17 protein-coding genes are annotated in these 17,417 nt (G+C 68.3%); 11 read left to right on the forward strand and 6 right to left on the reverse strand.

All coding sequences use genetic code 11. The annotated features are described in order from the left end of the window. Window positions 1–180: 180 nt before the first annotated feature. From HDA44_RS25150 to HDA44_RS25160, 3 genes are all read left to right on the forward strand, one after another. The gene (locus HDA44_RS25150) at window positions 181–1,419 is read left to right on the forward strand and encodes an MFS transporter (protein WP_184838445.1); all 1,239 of its coding nucleotides are present in this window, start codon (window positions 181–183) and stop codon (window positions 1,417–1,419) included. Window positions 1,420–1,494: 75 nt separating this feature from the next. Further along, window positions 1,495–2,712, forward strand: coding sequence for an MFS transporter (locus tag HDA44_RS25155; protein ID WP_184838446.1), 1,218 nt, complete (start codon window positions 1,495–1,497; stop codon window positions 2,710–2,712). 271 nt (window positions 2,713–2,983) lie between these two features. Next, the gene (locus tag HDA44_RS25160) at window positions 2,984–3,586 is read left to right on the forward strand and encodes a gamma carbonic anhydrase family protein (RefSeq protein ID WP_184838448.1); all 603 of its coding nucleotides are present in this window, start codon (window positions 2,984–2,986) and stop codon (window positions 3,584–3,586) included. A 60-nt stretch (window positions 3,587–3,646) separates the two neighbouring features. On the opposite strand, the gene HDA44_RS25165 is transcribed toward HDA44_RS25160, so the two are convergent. The 5 genes from HDA44_RS25165 to HDA44_RS25185 form a co-directional block, all read right to left on the reverse strand. Further along, on the reverse strand, window positions 3,647–4,228 hold the full coding sequence (locus tag HDA44_RS25165; protein ID WP_184838450.1) for a sucrase ferredoxin: 582 nt from the start codon (window positions 4,226–4,228) through the stop codon (window positions 3,647–3,649). A gap of 480 nt (window positions 4,229–4,708) precedes the next feature. After that, on the reverse strand, window positions 4,709–5,878 hold the full coding sequence (locus HDA44_RS25170; protein WP_337906393.1) for a cupin domain-containing protein: 1,170 nt from the start codon (window positions 5,876–5,878) through the stop codon (window positions 4,709–4,711). A 284-nt stretch (window positions 5,879–6,162) separates the two neighbouring features. After that, a complete protein-coding gene (locus tag HDA44_RS25175) occupies window positions 6,163–6,903 on the reverse strand; it encodes a hypothetical protein (RefSeq protein ID WP_184838454.1) in 741 nt (246 codons plus the stop codon). 104 nt (window positions 6,904–7,007) lie between these two features. Then, complete coding sequence (gene cobC, locus HDA44_RS25180; RefSeq protein ID WP_337906394.1) at window positions 7,008–8,036, reverse strand: Rv2231c family histidinol phosphate aminotransferase CobC; 1,029 nt, start codon at window positions 8,034–8,036, stop codon at window positions 7,008–7,010. Between the two features lie 66 nt (window positions 8,037–8,102). Then, window positions 8,103–8,894 carry a carbon-nitrogen hydrolase family protein gene (locus HDA44_RS25185; protein ID WP_184838457.1) on the reverse strand — a complete coding sequence of 264 codons (792 nt, stop codon included), beginning with the start codon at window positions 8,892–8,894 and terminating at the stop codon, window positions 8,103–8,105. Between the two features lie 156 nt (window positions 8,895–9,050). Here HDA44_RS25185 and mobA point away from each other — a divergent pair, with 156 nt between their 5' ends. The 3 genes from mobA to HDA44_RS25200 are packed head-to-tail and all read left to right on the forward strand — an operon-like array spanning window position 9,051 to window position 11,523. Continuing rightward, entirely contained in the window at window positions 9,051–9,626 is a 576-nt protein-coding gene (gene mobA, locus HDA44_RS25190; protein ID WP_337906395.1) for a molybdenum cofactor guanylyltransferase, read from the forward strand. A gap of 41 nt (window positions 9,627–9,667) precedes the next feature. Continuing rightward, window positions 9,668–10,528 (forward strand): phosphotransferase family protein, encoded by an 861-nt coding sequence (locus HDA44_RS25195; protein WP_184838461.1) that lies wholly within the window; start codon window positions 9,668–9,670, stop codon window positions 10,526–10,528. 17 nt (window positions 10,529–10,545) lie between these two features. Then, window positions 10,546–11,523: an NAD(P)H-quinone oxidoreductase gene (locus tag HDA44_RS25200; RefSeq protein ID WP_184838463.1), complete on the forward strand. Its 978-nt coding sequence runs from the start codon at window positions 10,546–10,548 to the stop codon at window positions 11,521–11,523. A gap of 62 nt (window positions 11,524–11,585) precedes the next feature. Here the strand turns inward: HDA44_RS25200 and HDA44_RS25205 are convergent, their stop codons facing one another. Further along, the gene (locus tag HDA44_RS25205; protein WP_184838464.1) at window positions 11,586–11,999 is read right to left on the reverse strand and encodes a VOC family protein; all 414 of its coding nucleotides are present in this window, start codon (window positions 11,997–11,999) and stop codon (window positions 11,586–11,588) included. A 73-nt stretch (window positions 12,000–12,072) separates the two neighbouring features. Here HDA44_RS25205 and HDA44_RS25210 point away from each other — a divergent pair, with 73 nt between their 5' ends. From HDA44_RS25210 to HDA44_RS25230, 5 genes are all read left to right on the forward strand, one after another. Next, window positions 12,073–12,645, forward strand: coding sequence for a TetR/AcrR family transcriptional regulator (locus HDA44_RS25210; protein WP_184838466.1), 573 nt, complete (start codon window positions 12,073–12,075; stop codon window positions 12,643–12,645). Window positions 12,646–12,689: 44 nt separating this feature from the next. Further along, entirely contained in the window at window positions 12,690–13,295 is a 606-nt protein-coding gene (locus HDA44_RS25215) for a helix-turn-helix transcriptional regulator (protein ID WP_184838468.1), read from the forward strand. After that, window positions 13,292–14,014 (forward strand): ABC transporter ATP-binding protein, encoded by a 723-nt coding sequence (locus HDA44_RS25220; RefSeq protein WP_184838470.1) that lies wholly within the window; start codon window positions 13,292–13,294, stop codon window positions 14,012–14,014. The genes HDA44_RS25215 and HDA44_RS25220 overlap by 4 nt, the downstream gene beginning before the upstream one ends. Then, window positions 14,014–16,644, forward strand: coding sequence for an FtsX-like permease family protein (locus tag HDA44_RS25225; protein WP_184838472.1), 2,631 nt, complete (start codon window positions 14,014–14,016; stop codon window positions 16,642–16,644). Before HDA44_RS25220 ends, HDA44_RS25225 begins: the two co-directional genes overlap by 1 nt. A 169-nt stretch (window positions 16,645–16,813) precedes the next feature. After that, window positions 16,814–17,344, forward strand: coding sequence for a CGNR zinc finger domain-containing protein (locus HDA44_RS25230; protein WP_184838473.1), 531 nt, complete (start codon window positions 16,814–16,816; stop codon window positions 17,342–17,344). Window positions 17,345–17,417: the final 73 nt, after the last annotated feature.

A 17,417-nucleotide genomic window follows, 5' to 3' on the forward strand; every position in this document is an offset into this window, starting at 1 on the left:
GCGATGTCTCGGTCTTTCGAGGTCATGGCAGACACCGTCCGGTCAGCGCACTGACAGTCAGCTGACCGGGCCGAACCGGCATCTGCCGGTGTCCCATTGATCCGTCATGCCCTCACCAGCTGTCCTCGCGGCTTCATAGTGCGCAAACAGGTGGGGAGGGGGTTCAGGAGCTCTCACCCAATGCCTTCTCTTGGCTCGCTCGCGTTTCCGGCCGAGCTCGGCTCGGACTTCCGCAAGATCTGGCCGGCCGCGATCATCTCCAACCTCGGCGACGGGGCGCTGCTCGCCGCAGGTCCGTTGCTGGTCGCCTCCATCACCACCGAACCGGCTGCGGTCGGTGCGGCGGCTTTCGTCCAGCAACTGCCCTGGCTGCTGTTCGCGTTGTTCAGCGGTGCGCTGGTCGACCGTCTCGACCGACGGCTGATGATCGTTGCTGCTGACCTCTTTCGTGCAGCTGTCCTGGTTGCACTTGGTGTCGCCGTGCTGTTCGGCACGGCACCGCTCTGGGCTGTCTACACCGCGCTGTTCCTGCTTGGTACCGCAGAAACCCTTGCAGACAACGCATCCGGCGCACTGCTCGTCAGTGCCGTACCGAAAGCCCACCTGGGCAAGGCGAACTCGCGTCTCTTTGCCAGCGGCACAGTGCTCCAGCAACTCGGTGGACCGCCGCTAGGTGCTCTTCTGTTCGCTGCGGGCGCCGGTGTACCGCTGGTGTTCGACGCCATCACGTTTGCTGCCGCTGCTGCACTGATCGCGCGCGTCACCGTACGTCCGCCGCTGCCAGCTCAGTCTGCTCGTACAGCGCTCTGGGACGAGGTCAGGGAGGGCGTCCGCTGGCTCTGGCAGCATTCCGGCGTACGTACGCTCGCTCTGTCCATCCTGGTCATGAACATCACCTTCTGCGCTGCCTTCGCGACCTGGGTGCTGTTTGCACGTGAGCGGCTCGGGTTGAGCGACACACAGTTCGGTCTGCTCATCTCAGTCGGTGCGATCGGCGGCGTACTTGGTATGCCGGTGTACCACTTCCTGGAGCCGCGTGTTGGCTCACTGACGCTGCTCCGCGCCGGTCTGGTGATCGAGACGGCGGTTCACCTCGTACTGGCGCTGACGAGGAACCCCTGGGTTGCCGGCGCGACCATGGCCATCTTCGGCGTGCATGCAGTGGTGTGGGGCATCGTTTCGACCACAGCGCGTCAGCTGGCTACTCCAGAGACCCTGATGGGCCGGGTGAACAGCACGTACCTACTGGCGTCGGTCGGCGGCGCGGCGATCGGCTCCGCGCTGGGCGGCGTACTGGCGCAACGTTTCGGACTGGCAGCGCCCTTTGCGGTCTCCTGCGTGGCGATGGTGTTGATGACCTTGGTCGCCTGGCGGCCGCTCCGGCATGTCTCCGTACGCCCGGAGCCGGCTGTGGACTGAAATCGGATGGAATGGTCTGGCGAGCGCTTGCTAGGGTTCGCCAGCCGCCACACCACCGATTGGAAGCGCTTCGCCATGCCTGCAGCCACCTCACTCGGCCTGCCGAACGTACGTGGCCGGGTGCCGCTGCTGGCCGGTCTAGCCATCGACTCGTTCGGTGGTGGCTGCGCGGCGCCCCTCCTGCTCCTGTTCTTCACCAAGGTCGCCGGCATCCCGCTCGGTACGGCCGGAGTGGTGCTGACCGTCGCCACGCTGTTCTCGGTCGCCGCACCGGCTGTAGTCGGTCTGGTGATCGATCGGGTCGGACCGCGGAATCTAGTCGTGGCGGCTCAGTTTGCTCAGGGACTGGCGTTCACGGGCCTCTTCTTCGGCCGGTCGGTCTGGCTGTTGTTCCTGTGCTCGCTGGTGATGACCACCGGGCAGCGGGTGTTCTGGTCGGCCATCTTCAGCCTGCTCGCGGACGTGGCGGACGAGGGAGATCGGGACAAGTGGTTCGGCCTGGGCGGCATGATGCAGGCCGGAGGCTTCGCGCTCGGCGCGCTGACTGCGGGCTGGTTGCTCGCGGTCGGCGGCACTACGCCGTTCCTGATCGCGATGGCAGTGAACGCGGTGTCGTTCTACCTCGCCGGCCTCCTGCTCTTTCGGCTGCACCCGTCGCACCACGAGCGGACCAAGCCGGACAACGGACCTGCGCCGCTGCTGCGCAAGGACAGGCCGTTCCTGGCGCTCATCGGTGCCAACACGTTGCTGGCGCTTTGCACGATGATGCTCGGCGTCGGCGTACCCGTGTATGTGACCGAGGCGTTGACGGTACCGAAGTGGCTGGTAGGCGTACTGATCGCGGCGACGTCATTGGTACTGGCGACCGGGCAGACGCTCGTCGTACGGCACACCGAGCAAAGGCGGCGTACGAACGTCATGGTCGTCGCCGGCATCACGTACGCGGCGTGGGCGCTCTTGATGGCACTGCAACTGCACATTGCCGCGGCGCTCGTCGTACCGGCGCTCGTGCTGGCGACTGCTTGTTATGCGTTCGCCGACGTACTGCATGCGGCGACGAACAATGCGCTGTCAGCCGCTGTCGCACCGGAGGTCGGGCGGGGGAAGTACCTGTCCTACTGGCAGTACTCGTTCACCTTCGCGAGCGTGCTTGCGCCGGGGTTCTTCGCGCAGCTGTTCGAGGTGCACCACGAGCTGCCGTGGCTCGTTCTCGCGCTGCTCGCGCTGGTGGCGAGCGTGACGATCTACGTCCTGGCCCGGGTCTCGCCCCGGCTCAGCGCAGAGCGGATCTGACCCGATCTTCCTGACCTGTCAGGATGCGTTGCGTTCGATCGAACATCTGTTCTAATGTTGCTCCCAGTTCGCGGTTCTCCACCCCGGATCGTCTGCCGGACCGAGCCTCCCACCTGCGATGTGGACGGCCCGAAGGACGCCGCCGCCCGGGTTGTGAGGACCCGGGCAGTGGAGAAAGTCGCACGCTGTAGAAGTCGCACCGTGGAGAGTCCGCAGACGCCATTGGGTACAAAGTGGAGCGAGGTGATCAGGCTACGAGAGGACAGCGACAATGCTGCTGGAACACCGCGGCCGTCAACCGGTCGTGCCCGAATCCGCGTACGTTGCACCGTCTGCCGTGCTCTGCGGCGCCGTCGTCCTGGGCGAAGGCAGCAGAATCCTGCACGGTGCGGTGCTGACCGCGGAGGACGGTGAGGTCAGACTCGGCGAGAACAGTGTGGTGATGGAGAACGCCCTGGTACGTGGGCGATCCGGCCATCCGGCGCTGATCGGCGACGCGGTCCTGGTAGGTCCCCATGCACACGTGAACGGCGCCACGGTCGAGGACGAAGTCTTCATCGCCACGGGCGCCGCGTTGTTCCCCGGTTCCGTCGCCGGCGCAGGCGCCGAGCTCCGGATCAACAGCGTGCTGCACGTCAACTCGCACCTGGAAGCAGGCACGATCCTCCCGATCGGATGGATCGCCGCCGGCAACCCCGCGCAGCTCTTCTCCCCGGACCGGCACGAGGAGCTGTGGCAGATCCAACGCGAGCTGGACTTCCCCGGCACGGTGTACGGCGCGCCACGCGGCACGTCACAACGCGACGTAATGGCAACCCAATCAGCCTTCTACGGCGCCCATCACAACGACCGCGTGGTCGACGACCCAGCCTGATCAGCGGTCGGCGATCGGCGGTCAGCGCAAGCCGTCGCGCTGAGGTGGCCGTGAGGTCTCTTATCGAGTGGTGAGGTGGTGGAGTTCGAAGCGGCGGAGGTTAGTGGGAGAGGAGCCTGCGCAGGTCAGCCGGGCGTCGATGGTGTCGAAGTGCGCCGACAGTTCAACCGAGATCAAGCCGGTGGTGGATGCGAGGAGGATTCGCCAACGGTTGCCGGGGAGTTCCTCGACGGTACGCGGAAGAAGATTGTCGACGTACGGTGCGTGCCCGGCGGCGCGCGCGAAGTGCTGAGCAGCCTGTACCGGCGGGATGAACGCCCCTGATCCACGGAGGAGATCGGGAACGACAACCCCCGCTGCATCCTGCTCGACCAGCTCGACGGCTCGATTCGGTGAAACCTGACCGTAGAACAGCCCGTTCGGCAAGGTGATGACGTTCGCCGCGAACCGATCGCCGCCGATGTGACTACACTCCCAGGTTCTCAGGGGATAGGCCTCGGCGAGCGCTGCCGCGACCGGTCGCCCCCACACCGCACAGCACGCGTCATGACGTCCATGAGTACACACAAGGTAGACAGGTTCGTTGCTGACGGCCCCCAACTCTCGCCCGGCAAGCACCTCCAACAACTGTTCGTCCGCCACCAACTCCCCCCACCGCACCTCCCGCAGCCCCGCCCGGCAATCCACCAACCCCCACCGCCGCCCCCACTCCCCCCGCTGCACCAACTGCCCCGGCCCGCGTTGCCCCTGCCCGCGTTGCCCCTGCCCGCCTCGCGGAGGCTCCACCCGGCCGCGCCGCTCGTCCTGCTCGTAGCGGCCGTAGCGTCGGATCAGTACAGGCCGAATCCCGAGCTCGCGGCAGAGGCGTCCCACCTCATCCCCCAGCGACCGCTCCATCCCAGCTGCCGACTGCAACGACGAGAGCGCCTGCCGCGCCCAACCGGCCCGGCTCTCGATCAGCAGCCACCGCGCCGCCGGCGGAGCAGTAGCCACCAACGAGTCCCCCCGCGCAAGGGCCTGAGCAGCACACCCGGTCTCCGCCCGGTACCGCCCTTCACCACGCTCCACGCCACCCCACAACCCCACCCACCGACAACCCACCCATCAGTACCCCCACAGCCTTCATTGGTCGGCGGCGACAAGGACCGCTTCGGTGAGCAGGCGGCGTACCAGGACCAGCTGATCCGCGTCGTCGAGGCCCGGTAGTTCGCCGACCTTGCAGTCGGTGCCCGAGGTGAGAGCTTTGAGCGCGTCCGCCGTCACCGGTGGGAACGTGATAGTGCGGTCCGGGAGCTGCAGCACGTACGGGTCACCCGCGACCAGCCGGCAGTGGAGGCCGGGACGCAAGCGGACCGTCGTACCGACCGCGAGGGATGCGATGGACGCGGCATGCGCCAACGGCCGGAGTGGTGCTGGGCGGTTGCCGGTCCAGGTGCGTACGCGGAGGCGTGCGGCCAGCGCAGCTGGTGATGCGGACTGAATCTCCCTGGTGAACAGCTCAACCACCTCCGGGAGTACCTGCGCCAGCTGCTCCGGATCACCCGGATCGAAACCGAGCGGCAGCGCCGTACGAAGCGCAGGCTGGTTGGCGGCAAGCGCAGCGAGCTCCTGCACGAGCAGGTAGCGGGTCAGCGTATGCAGCCCGATGGTCAGATGCGCGCTGACTCCGCCCAGTGCTTTGGCTGAGTGCAGGAAGCCGCGCGGCACGTACAGCGCGTCGCCCGGCCGCAGTACGTCGTCAACCACCGGCGGCCGATCCCGCGCTGCCGCCGCGACTGCTTGCGCGTGGTCCGTCCATGGCTGAGTACGCAGCGGATCGACGTGAACCGGCTCGTGTACGGTCCAGTGCTTCTCGCCCGCTATTTGGAGGACGAAGACGTCGTGTACGTCGTAGTGCGCTGAGAAGCCCTGTGACTCTGGTGGAGTGATGTACGCGTTGATCTGCACCGGATGACCCGCGTCGGCCGACAGCTGCGTGGCGAAGTCGACCAGGGCCGGCCAGGTTCGGTGCAGTGCTTGGAGTACGACGGTGTGACCGTTGGCGAACAGCGCCGCCACCTTGTCGTCGCGCACCTGGTCGGCGATCTCAGCCCCCACACCAGCTGGTCCGGTGAACTCACTGTCACCGACAACCGCACCGTTCTTGGCGATCCGCACAAACGGCGTACGCAAACCACGCCGTGACAGCAGCTCATCCACCGCGTCGAGACTGAACAGGTCGTCATACGGCGCGGGCAGATCCCCCGCTCGAAACAGAACCGCCCGCAAGCCCCAGTACTTACCCGCAAACACCCCCACATCCCCACCCACACACCGCCGAAGCGCAGACACATCCCTCGCCACACCACCCACCCCACTCCACCCACCCGCCGCATTCCCGGGACCGGTGGGTTTGGTCGGGTGTAGGAGGGTCGCAGCGTTCTCCAGGTCGGTGGGCTTGGTCGGGTGTAGGAGCGTTGCTGGGTTCTCCGGGCTCGAGGTGGTTGGTTCGGTGAGGTGGGTTGGGGTTGGGGTGGTGGGGTGCCGGAGGGCCGGGGTGTTGGGTTGGTGGGGCTTAGGCTCGTCCGGCACTGTGCTCACCAGCTTCCGGAGTTACCGCCACCGCCGGAGCCGCCGCCCGCGGAGCCACTCGCGCCACCGTCCGCGCCGCCGTCTGCCCCATCATCAGAACCACGCTCCGAGCCGCCAGACCCACCGGAGCCGCCGTAGCCACCATCTCCAGCTCCACCAGAGCCGCCCGACCCGCCCGAACCGCCGCCGGATTCTTCTGACCCGCCGGACCCGCCGCCGTAGCCGCCTGAACCGCTCCCGGAATCACCCGAACCGCCGTAGCCGCCGCTTGAACCGCCGCCGGACTCACCTGAGCCGCCGTACCCGCCGTCGCCTGAACCGCCGGCGGAGCCGCCTCCACCGGCGCCGCCGTCCGCGCCGCCGTCCTGGGTGCCCTGGGAAGCACCACCATCGGCCGGGCCTTCGCCACCACCGCCGGCCCCACCGCCACCGCCGGCGCCGCCGTCCGCGCCGCCGTCGGCGCCCTGGTCTGAGCCGGATGGGTCGCCGTAGCCGCCTGACGTGTTGCCGCCGGGCTGGTTCGCGCCGCCGCCCGCGCCGCCACCAGCTCCACCGCCTGCGCTGCCCGTGCCGCCACCAGCTCCACCGTCTGCGCCGCCGTCGGTGGTGCCGGGGGTGGCGCCTCCGTCGGCTGGTCCTTCGGTGCCTGATGAGGAGGTGTTCATGTCGTCATCGTTGAGACCCATTGTGCTGCTCCCTTCGCGAACGGCCAGGAAGATGCCGGTCAGATGCCGGGACCTAGACATCGGGCACCCTGGCCATCTAGTGCGCAAAGTGGAGGTTCGCTAAACCCTCCGCGCGTTACAGCGCCGACTCGATTCGGCCGCATCGCCAAAACGGGCCGCGGGTATCACCGCAACAGGTCCGCCAGCACTTTCACGAACCCGTCGGTGACGTCCTCCGGGCGTACGGCGATCCGCAACCAGTCCGCCCCGAGACCCGGGAACGTGTCACCCCGACGCACCGCAAACCCCTGTGTACGAAGGGATTCCCGCAACCGCGGCGCCTCCGCGACGTGCACCAGTACGAACGGCGCCCGGGGCACGCCGTACATCGACAGTCCACCCGTCGTACCCAATCTGTCAATCAAATGGGCACGCTGCCGTTCGATGTCCAACGCGGCCTGGGCCGATTCCGCGACGGCACGCTCGTTGCTGCAGGCAATTGCCGCCGCGAGTGCAGGAGTGGACACCGGCCAGTGCGGCTGAACGGCGGCGAGCTGTTCGATCAGACCCGCGGCCGCGACGACGTACCCGACCCGTAGCCCGGCGAGGCCCCAGGTCTTGGTCAGGCTGCGTACGACCACCAGCCCGGGAATGGAGCCGCCGGCAAGCGATTCGGGTTCGCCCGGTACGGCGTCCATGAATGCCTCGTCGACGACCAGGATGCGATCCGGGCGAGCCAGTTCGCGGAGTACGTCGGCCGGGTGCAGGACCGAAGTGGGGTTGGTCGGGTTGCCGATCACGACCAGGTCGGCGTCGGACGGTACGGCGGACGGGTCCAGTACGAAACCGTTGTCCGGCCGCAGCAGCACCCGGTCGACCAGATGCCCGGCCGAGCGCAGCGCTGCCTCCGGCTCCGTGAACTGCGGATGCACCACGACCGGATGTCGCGGCCGGAACGCCCGTGCGATCAGTACGAACGCCTCCGCGGCGCCGGCGGTCAGGAGTACCCGCTCCGCTGCGACGTCGTGCCGCCGGGCGACCGCGGCCAGCGCCGCGTCCTGGCGCGGGTACGCCGCCAGGTCCGTCAGGCTCGCTGTGATCGCGTCGAGCAGCCACGCGGGCGGTGTGCCCACGCGGACGTTGACCGCGAGGTCAATCAGCCCGTCGCCGACCTCGAGGTCACCGTGATGCTCCAGATCAAACCCATCCACCACGGTCAGGAGGCTAACTGCTCAGGGAGTCTTTCGGACCAGCCGGTCCGCGCAGTGGTCAGCCAGCGGTCACTTAGGCGTGACTGAGTACCTGCGGTTCAGCAGGGACGGGTTGCGCATGCGTACGTCCGCCAACCGCGCAGCCGAGACATCCGCGTACGCATGTCCGTCCGACTCACCCACTGCTGCCACGGCAATGCCCTGCGGGTCGATGACCTGGCTGAGACCGCAGTACTTCTTGCCGTTCTGTGCGGCCGCTGCGACGTAGCAGGTGTTCTCCACTGCGCGTGCGGTGAGCAGTGTGGTCCAGTGGTGCTCCTTGAGCGGTCCACGTACCCAGGCGGCCGGGATGACGAGCACCTCGGCTCCGGCGTCGATCAGTGCGCGGGAGAGCTCGGGGAAGCGCAGGTCGTAGCAGGTCATCAGCCCGAGCGAGTGGTCACCGATCTGGATCACTACCGGCGCTACGTCTCCCGGTGTGAGCTGCTCGGACTCCTTGTAGCCGAACGCGTCGTACAGGTGGATCTTGCGGTACGCGCCGAGCAGCGTACCGTCCGCGCCGACCGCCAGCAGCGTGTTGTACGGCCGGTGCTCGTCGCAACTGCGCTCGAACATGCCGGCGACGATCGCCACCCCGTGTTCGATCGCCGCCTTCCGGAGCGTCGCCACGAATTCACCGTCCAACGGCTCGGCCGCCTCCGCCACCGACGCACCTTCGACGGCGAAATCCGACATCATCGCCTCGGGGAGCACGACGAGATCGGGCTGCCCGCCGGCGGCCTCGGCGACCAGACGGGTGACCAGGTCCCGGTTGGCGGCCTTGTCATAACTACTGGCGGTCTGCACCACGGCAATCCTCATCTCCCCATGGTGCCGCAGAAGTCGCGACTTGAACCTCACCCGATGTTGCTGAGGGGTTATCCCCTGAGGTGACGGGTTGCCCCCTGGAGATTTCAGGGGGCAACCCGCTTGTTCAGGGGGCAACCGCCTGCGGGCCGGCGGTGGGAGACTGCGGGGGTGGAGTTTGATGCGGTGGTGCTGGCCGGGGGTGGGTCGGTTCGGTTCGGCGGGGTGGACAAGGCGATGGTGGTGCTCGAGGGGGTGTCGTTGCTGGATCGGGTGTTGATGGCGACGGCTGACGCGGTGTCGACGGTGGTGGTGGGGGCGGTGCGGACGACGTACCGCGAGGTTGCGTGGACGGTTGAGGAGCCGCCCGCCGGCGGGCCGGTCGCGGGGCTGGCGGCCGGGCTGGAGTACGGCGTGGCGCCGGTGGTCGTGGTGGTCAGCTGCGACCTGCCATGGATCACCCGAACTGACATCACAACACTCGTCAAACGCCTCGACGAGCCCGATGAACCACACGAGCGCGGCGAGGTCAGGCAGTTGGATGGGTTTGGGTTGCGGGACAAGGGTGGGCGGGAGCAGTGGTTGGCGGCTGCTTATCGGCGGGGCTCGCTGGTGGAGGCGGTTCGGCGGGTTGGTGATCCGCGCGACAAGTCGGTTCGGCGTACGCTCGCGGGGCTTGAGCTTGCCTGGACCGCGCCCACCCAGGCCGGCAACGACGTCGACACCTGGTCGGACCTCGACACCTGACGCACCGTAAATCGGTGGACGGACGCCCTACCTTCGAACACATGGACGTTCGACAACTGGTCCGGGACGCGACCGGGCTCGAGGTTGGCGAGGTCGTAGAACGCACCGGCGGCCAGCTGAGCTCCGTGTACGAAGTGAACACGTCCGCCGACCCCCTGATCGTCAAGGTGTACGCACCGGACTGGCGATGGAAGCAGTCCAAAGAAGTGCACGTGTACGGCCTACTAGCGCACGCCCTACACCAAGCGATCCCCAACGTCGTACACGTAGCCGACGGAATCACCATCCTCACGAAACTCGATGGCGTACCGCTCTCCGAGCTCGACCCACCCGACTGGCGAGCCGTGTACGCACAACTCGGCGCGCTACTGAAGCGTATCCACACCATCGAACAACCCGAGTACGGCTACCTGACCGACCGCATCCTCGACCCGCTGCCGGACAACGCCCAGTACATGCGACGTCAGTTCACCAAGAAACTGGATGAGTTCAGTCAGCTCGGCGGTGACCGGTCCCTTGGCATCAAGATCGCGGAACACGTCGACCGCCATCAACAAGTCTTCGCGGACAACACCGCCGCATCCCTGTGTCACAACGACTTCCACGAAGGCAACATCCTCGTCGACCCGCAGACCTGGCGCGTCTCCGGGTTCATCGACGTCGAGAACGCGATCGCGGCCGACCCGCTGATCGATGTCGCCAAGACCATCCAGTACTCGGTCCGCGGCAACCGCGCCAAACTCGACGGTCTCGCCGACGGGTACGGTCCCACGCCGACCGACCGGATCGACCTGTACCGGCTGTATCACTCGCTCGAACTATGGGACTGGTTCAGCTCGATAGGCGAAACCACTCACCTCGACAGCATCGCGAAGGACATGGCCGACCTGGTCGCGCGCTGAGGGGTAGGTTGGGCAGCATGCGAGCTGTCGTGTGTGATGGGACCGGCGGGATCGACGTCCTCGGGATCGGCGAGATCCCGGACCCGGAACCGGCCGTCGACGAGGTGATCATCGACGTGGTCGCGGCGGGTGTGAACCGTGCCGACCTGCTGCAGCGGCAGGGTTTCTATCCGCCGCCGCCCGGTGCTCCCGGCACGATCGGGCTCGAGGTGTCCGGCCGGATCGCCGCGGTCGGCGCCGAGGTCGAAGGCTGGTCCGTCGGCGACGAGTGCTGCGCCCTGCTGGCCGGTGGCGGGTACGCCGAGAAGGTCGCCGTGCCGGCGCCGCAGGTGATGCCGGTACCGGACGGGGTCGATCTGGTCAGCGCCGCCGCGCTTCCCGAGGTGGTCGCGACGGTCTGGTCGAACGTGTTCATGTCCGCGCATCTCAAGGCGGGCGAGACGCTGCTCGTGCACGGCGGCTCGTCCGGGATCGGCACGATGGCGATCCAGCTGGGCGTCGCGCACGGCGCGCGCGTCCTGACCACCGTCGGCAACGCGGAGAAGATGGAGTTCTGTACGCGGCTCGGCGCGGACGTCGCGATCAACTACAAGGACGCCGAGTGGGCGTCGGTGGTGAACGAGGCCACCCACGGCGCGGGCGCGGACGTGATCCTGGACATCATCGGCGCCAAGTACCTGCCCGACAACGTGAAGTCGCTGGCGTACGACGGCCGCCTGGTCGTGATCGGGATGCAGGGCGGGGCGAAGGGCGAGCTGGATCTTGGCCGGCTGCTCAGCCGGCGTGGTTCGGTGATCGCGACCGGCCTGCGGTTCCGCTCGGTCGCGGACAAGGGCCGGATCATCGCCGAGGTGGTCGGCCACGTCTGGCCGCTGGTCGAGGCGAAGAAGGTCCGCCCGATCGTGCACTCGACGTTCCCGCTCGCCGAGGTGGCGACGGCACACGAGACCCTCGAACAGTCCACCCAGCTGGGCAAGGTCCTGCTGGTGCTCTGAGCCGGAGCAGCCTGTTCGTGCCGACCGGAGCGGGCGTGCTCCGTTCGCCAAGCTCCGACGCGCTAACTCTGCAGGTTCGCCGCCACCCATTCCGGGTCCGGCTCGACCAGCTGGATCACGTCCAGCCAGGTCCCGGCCGGGTCGCGGACGAAGAAGTGCCGCTGGCCGAACGGCTCGGTCACCGGTTCGGTCTCCAGCTGGACGCCGCCGGCGCGCAAGGCGGCGGCGATCTTGTCCACGTCCTCGACGACGAAGCCGAAGACGTTGGTGCTCTCGGTCAGCGCCGACACCGCCGCCGGGACGGTCGGATGACCGCGCTCGCACACCGCGAGCTCCCAGTCGGCCGTACCGCGCCGGACCGTGATGAACCAGCCGAGGTCGATCCCGACCTGCAGGTCCAGGTACTGCGTGTAGAAGGCGGCGACGTCCGAAGGCCGATCGGTGACGACGGTCGCGCCGAATACCGCGGGTTGCATACATTCTCCTGACTACTACATCTGTTGTTGTTGTGTACGACAGTTGTAGTGCACAACCTGCTAGCCTGTCAACATGCCCCGAAACCCGGAACGCCGTACCCAGCTCGCCGACGCCGGTCTCGCCGTCCTCGCGGAGGCGGGCGCCCGCGGCCTGACCCATCGCGCCGTCGACGCGGCGGCCGGACTCCCGGCGGGTACGGCGTCCAACTACTTCAAGACCCGCGACGCGCTCCTCGGTGCCCTGGGTGAGCGGATCTTCGAGCGGCTCGCGCCGGACGAGGCGGTGATCGAGCCGCTCACCAAACGCGCGCCGGGGATCGACCTGATGATCGATTACGTCCGCTACATCGTCGAGCGGCTGCTCGGCCGCCCCGAGCTCAGCCTCGCGCTGCTCGAGCTGCGCCTGGAGGCGGTCCGGCGGCCCGGATTGCACGAGATCCTCTCCCGCACACTCCGCCAGGGCTTCGATCTGGACGTCGCCTACAACGCCAACGCCGGCTTGCCCGGCGGCGCCGAAGAGATCCGGCTACTGCACTTCGCCATCGACGGCCTGGTCCTGGACCAGCTCACGCCCGGCACCGGCCGGCCGTACGACATCGACGCGATCACCGCCCGTTTGGTCCGCCGGCTGGTCCGCGAAGACTGACGGAGGATTGACTGGAGAATACCGAGTATGCATACTCGGTATCTATGTCGATCAAGCATGGATTGCTGGCGCTGCTCCAGGACGAACCGAAGTACGGCTATCAACTGCGCGGTGAGTTCGAGGCGGCCACCGGTGCGACCTGGCCGCTGAACATCGGGCAGGTGTACACGACGCTGACCCGCCTGGAACGCGACGGGCTGGTGCAACCGTCGGCCACCCGGACGGCAACCCCTGAGGGCGACGGCCGATCGATGTACGAGATCACCGACGCCGGCCGTACCGAGCTGGCGAACTGGTTCGAGACGCCGGTCACCCGTGAGTCCCGCCCGCGTGACGAGCTGGCGATCAAACTCGCTCTTGCCCTCGCGGTGCCCGGTGTCGACGTGAGCGCGGTCGTCCAGCGGCAGCGGATGTCGACGATGCAGTCACTGCAGGAGCTGACCCGCTTGAAGCGGAACAGCACCGACGGCGAGATCTCCTGGCAGCTGGTGATCGAGTCGATGATCTTCGGCGCCGAGGCCGAGATCCGCTGGCTGGATCACTGCGAGGCGATGCTGTTACGGCACCGCGGCAAACCACGGCCGGCCGTACCACGGACGTACGACGTGCCGGATCAGGAAGCGGCGCGATCAGAAGAGGCGCGATCATGAGCGCGATCCTGGACATCCGCTCCCTGACCAGGACACACGGTCAGGGCGAGCAGGCCGTACACGCCTTGCGGGGCGTGGATCTGAGCGTGGCCTCCGGCGAACTCGTCGCCGTGATGGGCCCGTCCGGGTCCGGCAAGTCGACGCTGCTGACCTGCGCCGGCGGCCTCGACCGGCCGTCCGGCGGGGAAGTACTTGTCGACGGCAACGATCTGGCCACCCTCGACCGGAACGCCGTGGCCGCGCTGCGCCGGCGCCGGATCGGGTACGTGTTCCAGGACTTCAACCTGATCCCCGCGCTGACCGCGGCGGAGAACGTCGCGCTACCGCTGGAGCTCGACGGTACGCGGGCCCGGACCGCGCGCAAGTTCGCCGTCGCCGCCCTGCTGGAGGTCGGGATCGACGACCTCGCGGACCGGTTCCCCGACGACATGTCCGGTGGCCAGCGGCAACGAGTGGCGATCGCGCGGGCGATCGTCGGTGAACGCCGGCTGCTGCTCGCCGATGAACCGACCGGTGCACTCGACTCCGAAACCGGCGAGGCCGTGCTCCAGCTGCTCCGCGATCGCTGCGACCAGCACGGGATCGCCGGTGTCCTGGTCACGCACGACGCCCGGCACGCCGCCTGGGCGGACCGCGTGGTGTACCTGCGGGACGGCGTGATGGTCGGCCAGTCCGGCCCGCTGCCCGGGGCCGACGCGCTGCTGCAGGAAACTCTCTGATGGGCAACTGGGGTCCACCGCTGCGGATCGCCCGCCGCACGATGCGGAGATCGCTCGGGCGTACCTTGCTGGTGGCCGCGCTGATCGGGCTGCCGGTGATGGCGGCGACCTGGATCGGCGTGGTCATGAAGACCGCTGATCCACAGGGCGAGGCCTTCGCGACCCGGACGATCGGGGCGGCGGACGCACGACTCGACGTGACCCAGTACGGCAAGCTCGCGCCACAAACCGGGCCGCCTAGCCTCTACAACGAGCCACCGGCCGCGGAGGGCTACGACAAGGCCGTGCGGACGCCCGCGACCTTCGACCCGCTGACGCTGCTCCCGGCCGGATCGACGGTGGCGCGCGCGTTCACGGACGCCGGCATGACCGAGATCCAGAACGCGGGCGTGAAGACCTCCGTCACCCTGATGACCGGCGACGGCTCGAACCCGCTGACGAACGGCACCCTGCGACTCGATCAAGGTCGCTTCCCGGCCACGTCCGAAGAGGTCGCGATCTCGCCGTCCCTGGCGAACAAGCTCGGCCTCCGGGGTGCTTCCGGCACCGTCGAGAGCGCGACCGGCAAGAAGTACGCGGTCGTCGGACTGGCCCGGGTACCGGCCGCGCAGAACATGCGGGCGATCTTCGCTACGCCGGACACCACCCTGTACGAGCCGGACGCCGGCCGCACCGTGCAGTACCTGGTCGATCTGCCAACGTCGGTGAACCCCGATCGGCTCGGTGACGCCTTGCGCGACCAAGGCCTCATTCTCCTGCCGCGGGCGATCATCGTCGATCCGCCGGCGGACCCGTTCAACGGCGGCGGCGGCGACGCCGGCTCGTACGCGGCGATGGCGCTGGTGCTCGGCTTCGGCGTCCTGGAGATCGTGCTGCTCGCCGGGACCGCGTTCGCGGTCGGCGCGCGGCGGCAGACCAGGGAGCTCGGCCTGGTGCTGGCAGCCGGCGGCACACCCCGGGACGTACGCCGGATCGTCGCCATGCAAGGCCTGTTCGCCGGTCTGGTGGGCGTACTCGGCGGGCTCGTGCTCGCGGGCATCGCCGTGTTCGCCGGAAGACCGCTCTGGGAGCGGATGACCAACACGATCTTCGCCGGCTGGCAGGTCCCCTGGGTGATGATCCTCGTGATCGCGGCCCTCGGCCTCGGCGCGGGCCTCGCGGCGGCGGCGATCCCGGCGATCAATGCCGGGCGGCAGGCACCGATGACCGCGCTGGCCGGGCGATTCGAGGTGACCGCGAAGGCAGTCCGGGTCCGGATCGCTTCGGTGATTCTGCTGGCCGGCGGGCTGGTCTGCGTCTTCGCCGGGAGCGCCATGATCGCGTCCGCGCTGCAAACAGCGAAGGAGCAGGTCACGGCTCACTCCCCGGCAACGGTCACGCCGACCGGGCCGATCGCGCTGGTCCTGCTGGGCATCACCGCGACGATCGTGGCGCTGGTCTGGATGCTGCCGGGCCTGGTTGTCAAGGTGGCCGGGCTGGCCCGCGGGCTGCCGCTCAGCGGCCGGATGGCGATGCGTGACGCCGCCCGGCACCGGCACCGGACCGGTCCGGCGACCGCCGCGATCATGATGGCCGTCGCCGGCACCGCGGCGGTCGCGTTCGCCGCCTCGAACTCGATCGCGGCCAGCGCCGCCGACTATGTCGCGACCGCCCACGACGGCGACGCGTCGCTGCGCTTCATCGACGGCGTGGAGGGCCAGCGCGGGTACTCGCCGCAGATTGTCACGGATGTCGCGCGGCTGCTACCGGTCCGGAACACGTACGAGATCGGGTATGTTCGGCCCCACAACGTGAAGGCCAACAAGTACGGCTACGTCCCGAGCCTGATGGCCGACGGCCCGGCGACGAAGGACGGGCTGACCGGTTTCCCCTTGCAGGCGGTCGATCCGGCGATGGTGGCCCGGTTCGGCGAGTACGGCGAGAAGGCCGCGGCCGCGCTCCGGGCCGGCCTGGTGGTCGTTCCGGAGGTCGCGCTCAAGCCCGGCCAGAAAGTTGCCCTGCGCCACGATGACATGGGGAACGCGGGCCAGGTCGGCAGCGTCCGGGCGGCGTCGTTCGGTGCCACGCCACCGGTGCAGTTGCTGCGCGAGTACGCACTGATCGCCCCGCAGGCGGCGCGTGCGCTGGGAACGATCGAGGTCATCGACGTGCACTACGAGCTGACCCGCGAACCGTCCGCCGAAGAGCTGGCCGCGGTCTCGCGGCTGCTCGGCCGAGACGACCTGCTGCAGGTGGAGAAGGGCTACCAGAGTCCCGCGCGGCTGTTCCTGATCGGCATTCTCGGCGCGGCCACCGTGGTCACGCTGCTCGGCGTGGCGATCTCGGTGTCGCTCTCGGCGGCCGAAGGCCGGGCCGATCTCGCCACCCTGGCCGCGATCGGCGCGCCACCGCGGCGCCGGCGCTCGCTGGCCGCGGCCCAGGCGTGGGTACTCGGACAACTGGGCTGTGTGCTGGGGGTCGGCGTCGGTGCGCTGTACGGCTACACGGCGCATGCCGCGTTCGGTTCACCACACTTCGTCATCCCGTGGGCGGAGATCGCCGGCATCGTCATCGTCGTACCGCTGTTCGCCGGACTGCTCGCCTGGCTGCTCACGCGCTCCCGGCTACCGATGGTCAGCCGCATCGACTAGCGCGACCTCGGGATAGGCCACCGGGTACGGCGGTGTGCTTGTGACACGCCAGTTGCCACAAGCACACCGCTGGTACACGACCAGCCCTTCGCTGACCTGATGACTGGACACTACGGTCCAGCGATGGCGGTGAACGTCTGTCATGTGTCCATCGTGATGTAATGGCATTATGCATCTCAACCCTTACGGCGCCGACGCGGTACTGCTCGCGGTGAACCTGGTCACGCGGCCGGCGAACACGCCCGAGGAGCTGGCCCAGCGGTGCGAGGAGAGCGGCGTCGAAAGCCGGCTGGTCCGCGAGCACAAGGTGACCGCGGCGGACCTCACCGCCGTACGCACCGCTCTGGACGAGTGGCTGCAGGTGGTTGACGCGCCGGACGAGCAGACCCGCGTCGACCTGATGAACGCGATGCTGGCCAAGTACACCGAGCATCCGCGACTCACCAATCACGCCGGCGACGGCTGGCACATGCACTACCGGCCCGAGAACGTACCCGTCGGGCGGCTGGTCGCGACGCTGATCAGTACTGGTACCGCACTGCACTTGGCCGGTCGCGGCATCACACGCCTCGGCCGCTGCGCCGCCGACGGCTGCAGCGCCGTGTACGCGGACCTCTCCCGTACCGGCCGTCAGCGCTACTGCAGCCCCGCCTGCGCCAACCGAGACGCCGTCCGCCGCCACCGCGCCCGTACGCCCTGAGGGGGCGAACTAGTGCCCCGCGTCGGTGATTGTTTGAGTGATTGCGGTGTCCAGGTGCGTGCATCGTGGTGGC

It is taken from the genome of Kribbella solani (assembly GCF_014205295.1).
Classification (GTDB): Bacteria; Actinomycetota; Actinomycetes; order Propionibacteriales; family Kribbellaceae; genus Kribbella; species Kribbella solani.

What these genes read in the sequence shown, in the direction of transcription:
- HDA44_RS25205 (WP_184838464.1), bottom strand. Translation starts at nt 11,999, where the DNA reads ATGCAACCCGCGGTATTCGGCGCGACCGTCGTCACCGATCGGCCTTCG.
- HDA44_RS25195 (WP_184838461.1), top strand. Translation starts at nt 9,668, where the DNA reads ATGGACGTTCGACAACTGGTCCGGGACGCGACCGGGCTCGAGGTTGGC.
- HDA44_RS25150 (WP_184838445.1), top strand. Translation starts at nt 181, where the DNA reads ATGCCTTCTCTTGGCTCGCTCGCGTTTCCGGCCGAGCTCGGCTCGGAC.
- HDA44_RS25225 (WP_184838472.1), top strand. Translation starts at nt 14,014, where the DNA reads ATGGGCAACTGGGGTCCACCGCTGCGGATCGCCCGCCGCACGATGCGG.
- HDA44_RS25185 (WP_184838457.1), bottom strand. Translation starts at nt 8,894, where the DNA reads ATGAGGATTGCCGTGGTGCAGACCGCCAGTAGTTATGACAAGGCCGCC.
- HDA44_RS25160 (WP_184838448.1), top strand. Translation starts at nt 2,984, where the DNA reads ATGCTGCTGGAACACCGCGGCCGTCAACCGGTCGTGCCCGAATCCGCG.
- HDA44_RS25175 (WP_184838454.1), bottom strand. Translation starts at nt 6,903, where the DNA reads ATGTCTAGGTCCCGGCATCTGACCGGCATCTTCCTGGCCGTTCGCGAA.
- HDA44_RS25220 (WP_184838470.1), top strand. Translation starts at nt 13,292, where the DNA reads ATGAGCGCGATCCTGGACATCCGCTCCCTGACCAGGACACACGGTCAG.
- HDA44_RS25200 (WP_184838463.1), top strand. Translation starts at nt 10,546, where the DNA reads ATGCGAGCTGTCGTGTGTGATGGGACCGGCGGGATCGACGTCCTCGGG.
- HDA44_RS25215 (WP_184838468.1), top strand. Translation starts at nt 12,690, where the DNA reads ATGTCGATCAAGCATGGATTGCTGGCGCTGCTCCAGGACGAACCGAAG.
- HDA44_RS25210 (WP_184838466.1), top strand. Translation starts at nt 12,073, where the DNA reads ATGCCCCGAAACCCGGAACGCCGTACCCAGCTCGCCGACGCCGGTCTC.
- HDA44_RS25230 (WP_184838473.1), top strand. Translation starts at nt 16,814, where the DNA reads ATGCATCTCAACCCTTACGGCGCCGACGCGGTACTGCTCGCGGTGAAC.
- HDA44_RS25155 (WP_184838446.1), top strand. Translation starts at nt 1,495, where the DNA reads ATGCCTGCAGCCACCTCACTCGGCCTGCCGAACGTACGTGGCCGGGTG.